13 protein-coding genes are annotated in these 14271 nt (G+C 35.0%); 4 read left to right on the top strand and 9 right to left on the bottom strand.

Annotated elements, in window-relative coordinates:
- Positions 1-78: 78 nt before the first annotated feature.
- Together WCV66_RS15060 and WCV66_RS15055 are read right to left on the bottom strand one after the other, a co-directional pair.
- On the bottom strand, positions 79-438 hold the full coding sequence (locus WCV66_RS15060) for a DUF2294 domain-containing protein (RefSeq protein ID WP_066327155.1): 360 nt from the start codon (positions 436-438) through the stop codon (positions 79-81).
- 80 nt (positions 439-518) lie between these two features.
- Positions 519-1790 carry an OFA family MFS transporter gene (locus WCV66_RS15055; RefSeq protein WP_066327157.1) on the bottom strand — a complete coding sequence of 424 codons (1272 nt, stop codon included), beginning with the start codon at positions 1788-1790 and terminating at the stop codon, positions 519-521.
- A gap of 636 nt (positions 1791-2426) precedes the next feature.
- On the opposite strand from WCV66_RS15055, the gene fdhD reads away from it, so the two are divergent.
- From fdhD to WCV66_RS15040, 3 genes are all read left to right on the top strand, one after another.
- Positions 2427-3218, top strand: coding sequence for a formate dehydrogenase accessory sulfurtransferase FdhD (fdhD, locus tag WCV66_RS15050; RefSeq protein WP_338785915.1), 792 nt, complete (start codon positions 2427-2429; stop codon positions 3216-3218).
- A gap of 179 nt (positions 3219-3397) precedes the next feature.
- A complete protein-coding gene (gene moaA / locus WCV66_RS15045; protein WP_413789588.1) occupies positions 3398-4447 on the top strand; it encodes a GTP 3',8-cyclase MoaA in 1050 nt (349 codons plus the stop codon).
- Between the two features lie 9 nt (positions 4448-4456).
- Positions 4457-4690 (top strand): hypothetical protein, encoded by a 234-nt coding sequence (locus WCV66_RS15040; protein ID WP_338785912.1) that lies wholly within the window; start codon positions 4457-4459, stop codon positions 4688-4690.
- Between the two features lie 177 nt (positions 4691-4867).
- On the opposite strand, the gene WCV66_RS15035 is transcribed toward WCV66_RS15040, so the two are convergent.
- Entirely contained in the window at positions 4868-5386 is a 519-nt protein-coding gene (locus WCV66_RS15035) for a DoxX family protein (protein ID WP_066327186.1), read from the bottom strand.
- A gap of 372 nt (positions 5387-5758) precedes the next feature.
- Between WCV66_RS15035 and WCV66_RS15030 the strand changes: the two genes are divergently transcribed.
- Positions 5759-6292, top strand: coding sequence for a YceI family protein (locus WCV66_RS15030; RefSeq protein WP_066327187.1), 534 nt, complete (start codon positions 5759-5761; stop codon positions 6290-6292).
- 55 nt (positions 6293-6347) lie between these two features.
- Here the strand turns inward: WCV66_RS15030 and speD are convergent, their stop codons facing one another.
- The 6 genes from speD to WCV66_RS15000 form a co-directional block, all read right to left on the bottom strand.
- Positions 6348-7154: an adenosylmethionine decarboxylase gene (gene speD / locus WCV66_RS15025; RefSeq protein WP_066327189.1), complete on the bottom strand. Its 807-nt coding sequence runs from the start codon at positions 7152-7154 to the stop codon at positions 6348-6350.
- A gap of 185 nt (positions 7155-7339) precedes the next feature.
- A complete protein-coding gene (locus tag WCV66_RS15020; RefSeq protein WP_338785910.1) occupies positions 7340-9907 on the bottom strand; it encodes a rhamnogalacturonan lyase in 2568 nt (855 codons plus the stop codon).
- Positions 9908-10374: 467 nt separating this feature from the next.
- Positions 10375-11295, bottom strand: coding sequence for an NAD(P)-dependent alcohol dehydrogenase (locus WCV66_RS15015; protein WP_338785909.1), 921 nt, complete (start codon positions 11293-11295; stop codon positions 10375-10377).
- Between the two features lie 188 nt (positions 11296-11483).
- On the bottom strand, positions 11484-12962 hold the full coding sequence (gene dacB, locus WCV66_RS15010) for a D-alanyl-D-alanine carboxypeptidase/D-alanyl-D-alanine-endopeptidase (RefSeq protein ID WP_338785908.1): 1479 nt from the start codon (positions 12960-12962) through the stop codon (positions 11484-11486).
- Between the two features lie 131 nt (positions 12963-13093).
- Entirely contained in the window at positions 13094-13930 is an 837-nt protein-coding gene (locus tag WCV66_RS15005; RefSeq protein ID WP_338785907.1) for an aldo/keto reductase, read from the bottom strand.
- A 205-nt stretch (positions 13931-14135) separates the two neighbouring features.
- Positions 14136-14237 (bottom strand): YjcZ family sporulation protein, encoded by a 102-nt coding sequence (locus tag WCV66_RS15000; RefSeq protein ID WP_083964462.1) that lies wholly within the window; start codon positions 14235-14237, stop codon positions 14136-14138.
- Between the last annotated feature and the right edge of the window lie 34 nt (positions 14238-14271).

The raw sequence follows: 14271 nt of genomic DNA, 5'->3' as shown, positions 1-14271 counted from the left end.
CACCGTATCCCAACATTTTTATGTTGGGATTCACGGTGGTTAGTCTTTTGCAGGGTCGCTACCAAGTGCCATACCTGTTTATTTAGAATATTTTTGATGAAGATCTTCATCAAAAACGAATATTGACATTCCGAAATCTCTGTCAATATCTATATCTACAAAAAGGTCTACAAACTTACAACCTAAGAATTCTTCCATCTCAACTGGAGGATTCTTTCTGTACATTTGTTTTACCATTTCGGTTCTTGCTGATCGCAGCGCTTGTTTTCCTTCATCTGCACTAGCAATAAATTTTTCAACAGGAGATAAATTCCCTTCCATTTCACAGATGGCCCAGTTTTTACAAAAAGTCGTTGTAATCTTACTAGGGCCCTTGCCCATATGCTTCTTTCTGAATGAACGAACAATATTACTAAATTCTGCTTCGTACTTATTCATGATACCATGATACCCTCCTACCTACTAGGGGTAATAGCATGAGGTATTTTACCACATTTCTACTTAAGATGGAACATAAATTATCCAGCGATTGTATTTCTTGAGCTTTTTGATGCATTTTTTTGTCTAAGCTTTTGAATATCAAGACGAATTAGTATTGAAACAAGTAGTGCTATAATAAACAATCCTGAAAAAAACGTTAAGCTTGTAGCATAGCTTCCTGTTGTATCCTTCATCCATGCTGCAAACATAGGACCTGCTAAACCTGCCGCTGCCCAAGCAGTTAAAATATAACCATGAATTGCACCAAGCTGCTTTGTTCCAAATAAGTCACCAATATAAGCTGGAATTGCAGAGAATCCACCGCCATAACAAGTATAAACAACGGCCAACATTACTTGAAAAAGAATTGCTTCACTTGTATGAGGTAATAAAGCAAATAAAACAATTTGCAGAACAAAGAAGGTTGTATATGTATTCGGCCTTCCAATGTAATCAGAAATTGATGCCCAGCCGATTCGCCCTAGACCATTAAAGATCCCCATTACCCCAACAAGGGCAGCAGCTTCTACTGTTGAAAGTCCAATACTTTCTTGAGCAAGTGGTTTTGCAGCTGAAAGAATTGCAATTCCACATGTAACATTTATAAACAACATTATCCATAAATAATAGAACCTTGTTGTTTTAATCGCTTCATTTGCTGTTAATTGAGAAAGATCTTCTTTAATTCTTGATTTTCCTGATTGAACCTTTTCTTTGAAGCCTTCGGGAACCCAATCAACTGGTGGTTTTTCTAAATATAAGGATGATAAAGTCATAATGACAAAATAGGCCGCTCCTAAAATATAAAATGTATTAGCAGTTCCAACAGTTTTGATTAATGAGTCCATAATTGGACTACTAATGGCTGCTGCAAAACCAAAGCCCATGATTGCAAGTCCTGTCGCAAGCCCACGTCGATCAGGAAACCATTTGATTAATGTAGAAACAGGTGCGATGTATCCTACTCCAAGTCCAATTCCTCCAAGCACACCATAAGTAACATAAAGTAATGGTAGTGAACCTAAATTTACAGCTAAGCCAGATCCAATTACTCCAATTCCAAAGAAGCCAGCAGCAAGTAAACCAGCAGCCTTAGGGCCATATTTTTCTACAAAGTGACCTAGAAACGCTGCAGACAACCCAAGAAATAATATTGCTAAACTAAATGTTAATTGCACTTGTTGTGCGGTCCATCCAAATTCATTCATTAATGGATTTGTAAAATTACTCCAAGCATACACTGATCCAATTGAAATATGGATTCCAACGGCAGAAGCAGCGATAAGCCAACGATTTTTTGTCTTTTTCACATATTCATCCCCTTAATTAAACATGGTGTTGCTAATTTCTAAGCTTACAATATCAACATTTAGACCCGTTTTCCCCACATTATTGATTAGGTTTCTCTCTCTCACTGTGTCACCATCAAAAACTCACTTCTACTAGCTCCTTAGTGTTTACCAAACATAAGCAAAAGATTCAGAATTTAATAGTATCATAACACTAAAGAAAACCGTCAATCTCCGATAAAATATGCAAATTAAATATGCATATCATACAGGTGATTGACGGTTAGTTTCAAGCAGGATTCGCTACTATAGGGCCAACAGTTAATCGCTTACATATTTGTAACAGTTTGAGCCGCAGACAGGATCGCTATCCCGAAACAAAATGTTACAAATTCTTGAACATTGTAAAAAAATACTACCATGTTAACATTTGTTAAGCAAGCTAATTTTAGTGTTTTTACAATTCTTTTGGGCTCTGTTAATGCTACCTAAAGAGTTTTTTACTTTGTTGATTGTATCCGAACGCCTGCAGCGGATATCAACAATCAGTTTTACAGATCCTTCTTTTTAAAAAAGCAAATTAGGTAACCTTTTATACTTGTTTAATAAATTATTATATGTTTATACTTTAGTAATCTTACAAAACGGGTGAAGTTTATGATAAAAAATATTAGTGTAAATCAAAAAATCATAAAGTATACAAATGGCCAATTAGTAGAAACTGTGGATGATATTGTAACTGAATTCCCCTTAACAATCTTTGTGAATGATCAAGAATTTGCTACGATAGTCTGTACCCCTACTCATTTTGAAGAAATGGTGGTCGGTTTTTTAGCTTCTGAAGGTGTAATCCGGTTTCATAAAGATATAGACTCATTAAATATTGATGACGATGCTGGATATGCACATGTTAAATTACATGTTGATGTAACAACAAGTCAACAGTATTATTCGAAACGGTTTATTGGTTCTTGCTGTGGTAAAAGCAGACAATTTTATTTTCATAATGATGTACGAACTGCTAAAACCTCAACTTCTAAACTAACTATTTCTCCTTCCCAATGCATAAACTTGATGAATGAAATGCAAACAAGTAGTATTGTTTTTCAAGAAACTGGTGGCGTCCATAACGCTGCCCTTTGTACACCCGATAAATTGATTGTTAGTCGAACTGACATTGGTCGTCATAACGCCTTAGATAAATTATTTGGATATAGTATATTAAATCAAATGCCAACACGAGAAAAGATCATTGTTTTTAGTGGGAGAATCTCGTCAGAAGTTTTGGTTAAGGCAGCTAAAATTGGAGTAGGAATTGTGTTGTCTAAATCTGCGCCAACAGACCTGGCGATCAAACTAGCGGAAGACTTAAATATTACAGCTGTCGGATTTATTCGTGATCAGTCATTTAATGTCTATTCTCATAAAGATAGAATTGTAAATATTTAAGCCGTTTAACTATAAATTTCTTTAGCGGTAACACTAGATTTGGCAAACACTTGCACAAAGTGTTTGCCAAATCTACATATAACGAACTCTTTATTGCTCTTGGGAGAATCGGTTTATAAAGCTTTAGAGCAAATCAAATGCAAAAATGTGAGAAACTTCACACACTTAAGTAATACTAGATGATAAACTATAGAGGGAGGGATTTTGTATTGAAAACAACTAACACAATCAATGATTACTTTAACCGCCCCCTTCGTGACCTACGAATTTCCGTTACAGATAAATGTAATTTCCGCTGTACTTATTGTATGCCAGCAGAGATATTTGGACCTGATTATCCTTTTTTAAAAAGAAACGAACTATTATCCTATGAAGAAATAGAGCGCCTCACAAAAATTTTCGTTCATTCTCTAGGAGTTCAGAAAATCAGAATTACAGGTGGCGAACCACTAATGAGGAAGGACTTACCTAACCTCATTAATAAGATAAAACTAATAAATGGTGTTTGTGATATTGCCATGACAACAAATGGCTCTCTACTACCAAAACATGCTCAAGCTTTAAAAGAAGCTGGTCTAAGTCGAGTATCAATTAGCCTTGATTCGTTGAATGACGAAGTATTTGGCAAAATAAATGGCCGTGGTGTTACTGTAAAAGCTGTCATGGATGGAATTGAAGCAGCAGCTGAAGTCGGTTTAAAAGTGAAAATTAATATGGTAGTAAAGCGCGGAATGAATGATCATGAAATTATTCCAATGGCGAAATATTTTCGTGAAAAAGGCCATATTCTACGATTTATTGAATATATGGATGTTGGCAACACAAATAAATGGAATCTAAAAGATGTATACCCCAAAAGACAAATTATTGAAGATATCCATCAAGTAATGCCTGTTGAAGCAATCGATCCTAACTATACAGGCGAAGTAGCTTCTCGCTATCGCTATATCGGATCTGATGCTGAAATTGGTGTTATATCATCTGTTTCAGATGCCTTTTGTTCCACTTGCAACCGTGCTCGCCTTTCTGCAAATGGAATATTGTATACATGTCTATTTGCTTCAAAGGGACATGATTTACGTGACCCTTTAAGGTCCAAGTTATCAGATGAACAATTAGCAGAGTATCTTCAAACCATTTGGCATGGTAGAAAAGATCGCTATTCTGTTGAACGAAGTGAGTCTACTACTAAACGGACCAAAATTGAAATGTCTCATATTGGGGGCTAAGGAGGAATAATGGCGAATTCATGTAATTTAGATCATACACTAGATGATGTAAAGAAAAAACTTGCGGATCAAAGACCTTTTTTATTACCCACTACTGCGGAAAAATGTTCACAGTACCTTACAGCTACTCAAAGCCAAAAGAACCTAAATGAATTGTTCCATTTATTAAAAAAGTATGATTTAGCTTCTGATGAAGAAAGAGAAATTCGCAATCAAAAACTAAATGTTTTTTTTCAAAAATAAATATTCGGAAATAATAAAAAGGATAGAGGACTATCCTTTTTATTATTTGAATAACGATCATTTTTAAAAGTAACGATTAAAAATATCCCCTTTCAAGATGATTGTTAGGAACATTTTGTATGTTCACTTGATCTTCCTGTAAGGGGATATTTAATTTATTTTATTAACGATTTGTAATTAATGAGCAGGAATGTGTTCTGGCTTTCTAGTATTTTTATGCTTGTGACGACGATTAATCATTCTTTGTTTCAAATATGGAACTAAAATTCTATCTGCCCCGTAGTAGTATGCTGCAGTATTTGCTACCATTAATAAGATGGCTACTGTATAAAGCACAGGGTTCGTGCTTGTTGTACCTGCTAGTAAGAAGTTTAAATTCATAAATGCTCCTGCAACTAAAGCTGGAATTGTTGCAGCTCCTATGATTAATCCTACACCAACTAGGACTTCTCCGAAAGGAATTAATATGTTAAACAGGCCGATATTAGGAAGAGCAAATGCTTCAAGGAAGTTTGCATACCATCCTTGTACGACAGGATGATCTCCTCCCGCTTTACCAATAGCCCCGTGTACAAAACCAGTTGCATCAAATCCTCCGGTTACTTTATGGACCCCTGCTTCTAACCACTGAATACCTAACCAAATACGTAATACAGTCCAAATCATTGCCATTCTCGGTCCTCTTAACCATTTCATCGAAAACCATCTCCTTATTTTTTGTGAATGTTTTCACAATGTATTCTAAAAAAATTGGAAGCTAGCTAGCTTATTTAGTAGAAAGTTTGTGATTGTTTTCACTAACTTTCTATAGCCTTACTGTACTCTCTTTTTACAGCGAATTCAATACACTTCACACAGTGTTTGAAATTTAAAATAAATTGTAAAAAATGTGATTTTTATCACAGATATTTTGGAGATATTCCTTGTTAGTTGGTTGGAATTTCTTCATAATACGCTTTTGAATTTTTTAATTGACAATATCTTCATGAGGTAATATAATTCATCTCAGAGTAATAAATCTTTAAACTGAGATATTTTAAACAAAGTTAATTATTGGAGGAGAAAAAAATGGCTAAAACAAAATGGAATCTTGATGTAACACATAGTGGGGTTGATTTTTCTGTAAAACATATGATGTTTGCTACAGTAAAAGGCGGTTTCCAAAGCTTTAATGCAGAAATCGAAGCTGATCCAACAGACTTAACTACTGCTGATATTGCATTTTCTGTAGATTTAGCAAGTGTTGATACTCGTAACGAGGATCGTGATAATCATTTACGCTCTGCAGACTTTTTTGATGTTGAAAATAACCCAACCATGACATTCAAGTCGAATACCATTGAAAAAACAGACGAAAATGAATATAACGTTACTGGTGATTTAACTCTTCACGGAGTGACGAAACAAGAAACATTTGCAGTTACTTTTGAAGGTACAGGAATTGATCCATGGGGAAATGAAAAAGCCGGTTTTGGGGCAGAAGGAAAAATCAAACGTAGTGATTACGGCTTAACATGGAACGCTCCATTAGAAGCTGGTGGCGTTTTAGTAGGCGATCAAATTAAGATTTCTCTTCAAATTCAAGCAGCTAAAGAAGCTTAATAATATACAGGGGATGAGATTAAGTATCTCACCCCTTTTTTATAGTCATAAATAATTAATTAATATTTTTCCCATAAAAAATTTCATCCATCTCTTTTGTTAAACGGTCAGTTATTTCTATTTGTTCATTTTCACTTAACTTATCCTTTGAATAACCAAATAAATAATTATTTAAATCGAACTTTTTTAGCTTACACTTTGTGTGAAAAATATTTTCTTGATATATATTTACATCAATCATATCAAACTGATTTTTCACTTCATCTGGGATATAATTTTGTATGGAACTAATTTCATGGTCGATAAATAATTTTTCTCCATTAATATCTCTAGTAAAGCCACGCACTCTGTAATCCATTGTCATAATATCAGTATCGAATGAATGAATCAAATAATTCAATGCTTTTAATGGTGAGATTTCTCCACATGTTGATACATCGATATCGGCTCTAAAGGTACTTATTCCTTCGTTTGGATGATATTCTGGGTATGTATGAACGGTAATATGGCTTTTGTCTAGTCCCATCACAATTGCTTCTGGTAGTGGACCTGGGGATTCATCATATGATTCAGTTGGTACTTCTACTACTGGTCCTTCTGAAACTAGAATTGTTACACTTGCTCCTTGCGGGACATAATCTTGTTTTGCAATATTTAATACATGTGCACCAATAATTTCAGTTACAGATTTTAAAATATTTGTTAACCGATCAGCATTGTATTGTTCATCGATGTATTCGATATAAGCTTCGCGTTCCTCTCTTGTTTTCGTATAACAAATATCATACATGTTGAAACTTAATGATTTAGTTAAATTATTAAAACCATGTAACTGAATACGTTGTTCTGGAGTTAGTTTCATCTATCTTCCCCCTTTTATATTTTATCACCGATACTTTCCTAGACATTTATATATTACCCATTTCTATGAAAAGAAAATCAGCCTTATTCAGAATTACGCTACTATGATCAAAAGCTTTTGCAGAAAAAATATATTTTTAATAAACAACAGCCGCTTAAAATACATGGCGGCTGTTCGTCCTATTATTATTTTGTTTCCAACATCTTAATTATTTGTTCAGCATGATTTGTTAAGTTTACTTTTGCTTTATCAGAAATTGTCGTTTTCTTGTTATTCTGGTTTATCTGATTCATGAACTTTTCCATAAATGATATGGATTTTTTATTAGAGCCTTTTTCAGCATGATGCTCAGCTTGTTTTAAAGATTTTTCTAACTTTTTATTAAGCGGACTATTTAGTTCACCATTTTTCGAATATGTGGCCAATAAGTCTTGTACTACATTGAATACACCTGGTGTCCAATACGTTGGAACAGGTACATTTCCCCAATCCGTATCAGATCCAAAATAATAACTTGTATAAGACGGTTGGTTATATCCAACGTTTTGCCAAGCAATACCAGTTCTATACTGTGGATCATGCATTAGTGAATATAATTTCCGATCTGTCACATCTGAACTTAGGTATATTCGAATCGAATTACTATCAGCTGTTCGTACAAGAAGTTCTTCTCTCCAATCACCAAAAATATCTGCAACTAAAGATGGATTTCCTTTTGTGTAATTATTCGTTCTAGTGTCAGTAGCCGTTAATATCGTTCCTTTTGTCCAATCTTGTATCGTTGGAGTTTGTTCTATTGAACCATTTACAATTTGCGTGGTCATATCAGCTGACCACTTAATATTCATATTTGTTCCTGGTACAGAATTGTTAATTTTCTCACCATCTGCTGACCAAAGTCCCACAGCCCATGTTTCCAATCCTTTGTGCTCAGGATCTACGTCCCCTATCATTCCTCTTCCTGTATCTTTACCAGTGTATCCACCATAAATTACTTTTCCTGTATTGGCATCGCGAAGTGCATAACCATATGGTGCGTATGCTCCACCTTCGTGTACCATGAAAATTTCTAAACCAGATCGATCAGGATTGATATCTGCAACATGCAATGCATCACCATGGCCTAAACCTGCAGTTGCTCCAGGGGTCGCACTCTCAGGTGGCATCACATCACTTGAGCTATACAATAAGGTTCCATCATGATCGATTGTTGAAGACCCATAAATGATTTCTTGCTTCCCATCATTATCAACATCTGCTGTACTTAATGAATGTGCACCTTGGGTTGTAAGTGAACCAAATTCCTTATCTGTTCCTAATCTACCATGTGGACCATCATTAAACGGATTGCTCATTGGAGTCCAGCCACTGTCAACCGCCCAATTCTCTTTTATGTGCTCGCCATCCCAGCTATACGTAACCATGGTAGCTCTAGTATAATAGCCACGTGAGAAAACTGCATAAGGTTTTTCCCCATCAAGATAGGCTACCCCAGCTAGAAATCGATCAACTCGGTTACCGGGCTCGATTCTAGACATTGCATAATCTCCCCACATAAGTCCATCATCTTCTCGCCCATATTTATATCGAATGGTTTCTAGTTCATCACCTGTTTCACCATTAAATACGGTTAAATATTCAGGACCTTTAACAATAAAACCTTCAAAATCTCTTAAATTATTTCTGCTACTTCGACTTGGAGCATATTCATCAATAAAGTAATCAGCTAAACTTTCAGCATCATCCTGAGATAGAGGATATTTATACTTCTTTTCTATTCCAAAACTTTCTTCAAGTGTTTCTGGCCAATTTCCGTTTACAACTTCTTCATGCTTATGCCAATCCATAAACATGTCGACAACATGATCATAATAATCTTCACTGCTCATACGGTAGTCATCTTGGTGACTATATCCATCTAGCTTATCTTCTTTAGGCATTGTTATAAACTTCTCTGAAGAGATATCGCCATTCTTGTCAAACTTTATCATTTTTGTTCCTGGAGCTGTTTTAAACATTAATTCTGATTTTCCATCTCCATCAAAATCATAAACTAAAAATTGTGTATAATGAGCTCCAGATCGAATGTTTACTCCAAGATCAATTCGATATAACAGTGTGCCATCAAATGTATAACAATCAATATAAGTTTTTCCTGTATAGCCTTTCTGTGATACATCTTTTGAGTTTGTTGGATCCCATTTAACAAAAAATTCGTATTTACCATCACCGTCAACATCCCCAACACTCATGTCATTTGCTGTGTAAGAATATACTTCACCACTTGGTGTTACACCATCTGACGGCTTCTTTAATTTTAAATCATAATATGTATGGTCCCAGGGTGTGGTTGTCGAGCTCTGATCGATTTCCTTTCCATTATCAACTGCAGCAACATAGTACGTTGAAGAATCATTACCATCTACATCTAAAAAGTTTGTACTATCTTCTACCGTAGCAATTTTTTCACCATCACGGTACACGTTGAAGTTTACTCCTGTCAATCCTGAATCAGAATAACCAGTCACTTCATTAGCTAAAAGTCTCCAGCTAATAAATATCCCTTCAGAAGTGCTAGCTGCAACTAACCCTCTGTCAAGATATTCTAGTTGGATCCCGTTGCCTTGGACTAAATTATGTCCTCCTTGGGAATTAGTAGCGAAAGCATTACCTTGATAGCCTGTCATAAGAAGTGGAACAGCAAGAGATACGGCTAATACTTTTTTTGTTAGAGATTTTTTCCTCACGTTCATTTCATCACCTTTCAAATGTTTTAAAGAAAAAGAGCAGTAAATGAATAGATTTAATACTAGATTTAAGTTTTCGAGATTTAGTGGAGCTTTTGTTATATATGACAATCTACTTTTTCTTTGAGACGTTTCTTGTAAGTAAACTTTACAAGCTTATATTTATCACCTTCCAATTTATATTTACAAACCCAATCTGTAAGCCTTTACATTTTATAGAATAAAAACAGAAGATTGGGAATTTCATCCTATTATAGAATATTAACCACCTACTGTTAAAGAGAAAATTCAGAGATCATTATATAAATAACAGTGTTTTTTGAGTGGATACAGGAAAAAACCCCTTTAGTGAATTTTTTGATTCATTCAAAGGAGTTTCTATGAAAAGGAGAAAAACATTTGAAGTTGAATATTGCTTATTGGTGATCTTTGCACAGGGAAAGTTAATGGCATTACATCCCTTTAAGTTATGATTAGTCATTATGATCAAAAGTTATTATTACATTTCCCTTTTTGTGCCCCTTTTCTACATATCTATGAGCCTCCGGAATTTGTTCCAGCGGATAGTGTTTATCAATTACCGATTTTATCTTTCCCGTTTCAATAAGCTCTTTGAGGAAAATTAAATCTTCAGTACGTACCTTGGCTATCCCCTGCCCTTCAACTGACACGTATCTACCGTTCGGAGCTAGAGCTTTCTTACAATTTGATTTCGAACTTTTCCCAACTGCATCAAAGATGATATCATAACGCTCTTCTCTTTTCGTAAAATCCTCTTTCGTATAATCAATTACCTTATTGGCACCCAGCGATTTCACCAATTCAAAATTTGCACCACTACATACCCCGGTAACTTCTGACTCAAAGTAATTGGCAAGCTGTACAGCTGAAGTCCCTACTGCACCTGAAGCTCCATAGATCAGGACTTTATGTCCCTTCTGAATATTTCCCTTTTTTAGAAAATGCAGCGCTGAAGTTCCACCAAAAGAAACGGCAGCAGCTTCATTATACGACATATTTGTAGGTTTTATTGCTACTACCCCGTCTTCATGCAAACATGCGTAATCGGCGTAAGCACCAAAATTCATCCCAGTCATGGCAAAAACTTTGTCGCCTTTTTTAAATTTTCTTACATTCCTTCCTATATCAGCTATCTCCCCGGCTAACTCCACGCCGAGTATTGATTTTCTCGGTTTTCTCAAACCCAAGAAAATCCGCATAGGTACCCATAATAAAATAGGACTATTGAAACTCCTAACTCTTATGTCTCCTGATGCTACTGTTGTGGCATGAACTTTTACCAGGATTTCATTGTCCTTAGGAATAGGTTTTTCTACCTCTTTGAGTTCTAGAACATCGGGTGAACCGTATTTTGTGCATACAATGGCTTTCATAACTATTCTCCTTACGTTTCTAAAGTTTAATCCTTTTAAACATATGATAATAGCTATAAAATAAAACTACTTTAATAACCAAACTGAAGGAAACAAAATTTATCCAACTAAAAGGACATTGGTTGCATAAGGAAAAATTTATATCATATTGTAAAAAAATACACCTTCAATCGTTCTGCTTACATCAATTAGATTTCATTATTTGCTAATATCTTAATAATTTGTTCTTCAATTTGTTTTCCACTGGCCTCATCTTTTAAATGGTTAAGTAAGATTGAAAAAATAAAGGTTTCACCATTATTTGCATTTATAAACCCCGATAGTGAGCTAACATTTGTAAGTGTTCCTGTTTTTGCTTTTACATTATCCTTTAATGAAACGTTTTTCATCCTTTTTCGCAATGTTCCACCAATCATTTTGTCTGTATTACCTGCTATAGGTAATGATGCTTCAAATATAGGGAACCAGTCCATTTGCTTAGCATGATATAACAAGGCAGTGATTTCATTCGCTGGAACAAGATTCATATGTGAAATACCTGAACCATCTCTTATTTCAATCTCTTGCATTCGTATACCCAGTGTTGTTAAGGCAACTTGTTCAACCTCTAATCCATCTTCCCAGCTACCATTCCCTTTAAACACTTTTCCCATTTCTTTAATTAATAGTTCACCATGACCATTGTTGCTCAATTTCATAAAGGGTATTAACAGTTCTGACAATGACATCGATTGATGAGAAAGTAGTAATTCTGCATGTTCAGGCGTAGTTCCTACTTTAATACTACCTAGTATCTTAATATCTTGTTTTTTCAAGGATTGTATTAGTAAGTCCAAAGCATATTTTGTCGGCTCCCAAACTGCAATCCTTTCTTTCAGATTAGACGCTTTTAATGGAATATTACCTTCAATTGTAATGACATTATTACCATGCCCTCTTGAGATTTTAATGTTACTTGGTACATCCGAGGAAACTGTTTGAGTTTTATTAATTATGTTTATAATACTCGTTTGGGGTCGGACAACAACTTTAGCAGTTTTATTCATTTTCTCATTCGGACTAACCTCAATAATAATTGTCCCTGCATCATATTCCTTATCTGGTGATGCAGTTAGCGCACTTGTTGCTGCACCATAATAAGCTGCTTCATCACTCCAAGGTACATCAATTGAATAGCGAACTTGATCATACCAAGAATCATCTCCAATTAAATCGCCACTGATCATTTTAATCCCCTTCAATTTTAACTCTTTAGCGAATTGATCAAAATTCTCAGGCAAAAGTGTTGGATCTCCTTTTCCTTTTATATATAAATTCCCCCCAAGTACATTCCATTTAATAGATCCATCTGTTAATAAGTCTGTATGAAAGGTATAATCCTTTCCTAATGTTGTTAACGCTGCTGCTGCCGTAAACAGCTTCATATTTGATGCAGGGGTTAAACGTGTGTCACCGTTATATGTATACAATAATTTCCCAGATGAAGCTGATCGAACACTGACCCCAGCAATCGCCCCTTGTAGGGATGGATGATTACTAAGTAGTTCATTTAATTGGTGCTCTGATAAAAAAGTTTGTCTATTTGTATTTGCAATTACTCCGCTTTCCTTTATTGGGAAAATATAGACGAATACGCATAAAAATAAACAAAATAACGGTTTTGCCATTTTGATTGCATTGCCTCCTTTGAAAGCTATTTACCGTTTAATGTTTTCAACTGCCTTATCTTATATCCCAGAAAGCACAAAAAAACGACTGAAAATAAATAAATTCAGCCGATTCTAATTTTATTTTTATTTCACAGTTTATTCATAACATCTGGATCAGATCCGACGCGTTGATCTTGATTAAGCGAATTAATTTTCTCCATATCTTCTGAGCTTAATTCAAAATCAAAGATATTCGCATTTTCCTGAATACGATGAGGTTTCACTGATTTCGGAATTGTTACAACTTCGTTTTGTAAATCCCACCGTAGGATGACTTGAGCCGTCGATTTTCCATATTTTCGAGCAATTTCTTGAAGTGTTGGTTCTTCAAATAAGCCGCCTTGCATTAGTGGGGACCATGCTTCAAGCTGAATACGATTTTGTTTACAGAACTCATGAAGACTTGTTTGAGTTAAACGTGGATGGTATTCCACTTGGTTAACCATTGGTACCACTTCACAATCCTCCAATAATTCCTTTAGATGATGCTCTTTGAAGTTGCTGACACCTATTGCACGAACTCGGCCATCTTTATATAACGTTTCAAGTGCTTTCCATGTTTCTTTGTATTTATTTTGTTTCGGAACTGGCCAGTGAATAAGATATAAATCTAAGTATTCAAGTCCTAGCTTTTTCATGCTCTCATCAAAAGCAGCTAAAGTGGAATCATATCCTTGTTCCGAGTTCCACACCTTTGTTGTAATAAATAATTCTTCGCGAGGTACATTTGATTCTGCAATTGCTTTACCAACACCCTCTTCATTACCATAAATAGCCGCTGTATCAATACTTTTGTAACCTGCTTCTATCGCTGCTTTAACTGAATTAATGACTTCTGATCCATCTTTCACCTTGAATACTCCTAAACCAAACCAAGGCATTTCAATCCCATTATGTAATGTAGTCGTGCTTTGCAAGTTTTTCATTCTGTACACTCCTCTCTTTCATACACAATTATTTTGCTATTTTTCTAAAAATGAAAAGTAATATGCTCTATATATGTAAGTTATGAGTTGATTTTTTGGATAAATGAGAATCCCTTAAACAAAAGGGTCAGACCCTCCAATGTAAAACAAAACGTTGGATAGGTTTGACCCAATTTTGTTAGCATTCTTTTATTATGCTCTTTGATTAATAACCCATATAAGATGCACCAATAATAATTAAAAGAATAAATAAAACGACGATTAGAGCAAATCCTGCTCCGTATCCGTAACCACCTTCGCCACCCATAATATCACCTCCACACATGTTTGGTTTACTATAT

This window comes from Metabacillus rhizosphaerae, from assembly GCF_037201795.1.
Lineage (GTDB): Bacteria > Bacillota > Bacilli > Bacillales > Bacillaceae > Metabacillus > Metabacillus rhizosphaerae.
The sequence above is the reverse complement of the archived record's forward strand: the minus strand, read 5'-3'. Positions and strand labels throughout refer to the sequence as shown.

What these genes read in the sequence shown, in the direction of transcription:
- WCV66_RS15020 (WP_338785910.1), bottom strand. Translation starts at nt 9,907, where the DNA reads ATGAACGTGAGGAAAAAATCTCTAACAAAAAAAGTATTAGCCGTATCT.
- fdhD (WP_338785915.1), top strand. Translation starts at nt 2,427, where the DNA reads ATGATAAAAAATATTAGTGTAAATCAAAAAATCATAAAGTATACAAAT.
- WCV66_RS15005 (WP_338785907.1), bottom strand. Translation starts at nt 13,930, where the DNA reads ATGAAAAACTTGCAAAGCACGACTACATTACATAATGGGATTGAAATG.
- moaA (WP_413789588.1), top strand. Translation starts at nt 3,398, where the DNA reads ATGATAAACTATAGAGGGAGGGATTTTGTATTGAAAACAACTAACACA.
- WCV66_RS15060 (WP_066327155.1), bottom strand. Translation starts at nt 438, where the DNA reads ATGAATAAGTACGAAGCAGAATTTAGTAATATTGTTCGTTCATTCAGA.
- WCV66_RS15015 (WP_338785909.1), bottom strand. Translation starts at nt 11,295, where the DNA reads ATGAAAGCCATTGTATGCACAAAATACGGTTCACCCGATGTTCTAGAA.
- WCV66_RS15000 (WP_083964462.1), bottom strand. Translation starts at nt 14,237, where the DNA reads ATGGGTGGCGAAGGTGGTTACGGATACGGAGCAGGATTTGCTCTAATC.
- WCV66_RS15035 (WP_066327186.1), bottom strand. Translation starts at nt 5,386, where the DNA reads ATGAAATGGTTAAGAGGACCGAGAATGGCAATGATTTGGACTGTATTA.
- dacB (WP_338785908.1), bottom strand. Translation starts at nt 12,962, where the DNA reads ATGGCAAAACCGTTATTTTGTTTATTTTTATGCGTATTCGTCTATATT.
- WCV66_RS15030 (WP_066327187.1), top strand. Translation starts at nt 5,759, where the DNA reads ATGGCTAAAACAAAATGGAATCTTGATGTAACACATAGTGGGGTTGAT.
- WCV66_RS15040 (WP_338785912.1), top strand. Translation starts at nt 4,457, where the DNA reads ATGGCGAATTCATGTAATTTAGATCATACACTAGATGATGTAAAGAAA.
- speD (WP_066327189.1), bottom strand. Translation starts at nt 7,154, where the DNA reads ATGAAACTAACTCCAGAACAACGTATTCAGTTACATGGTTTTAATAAT.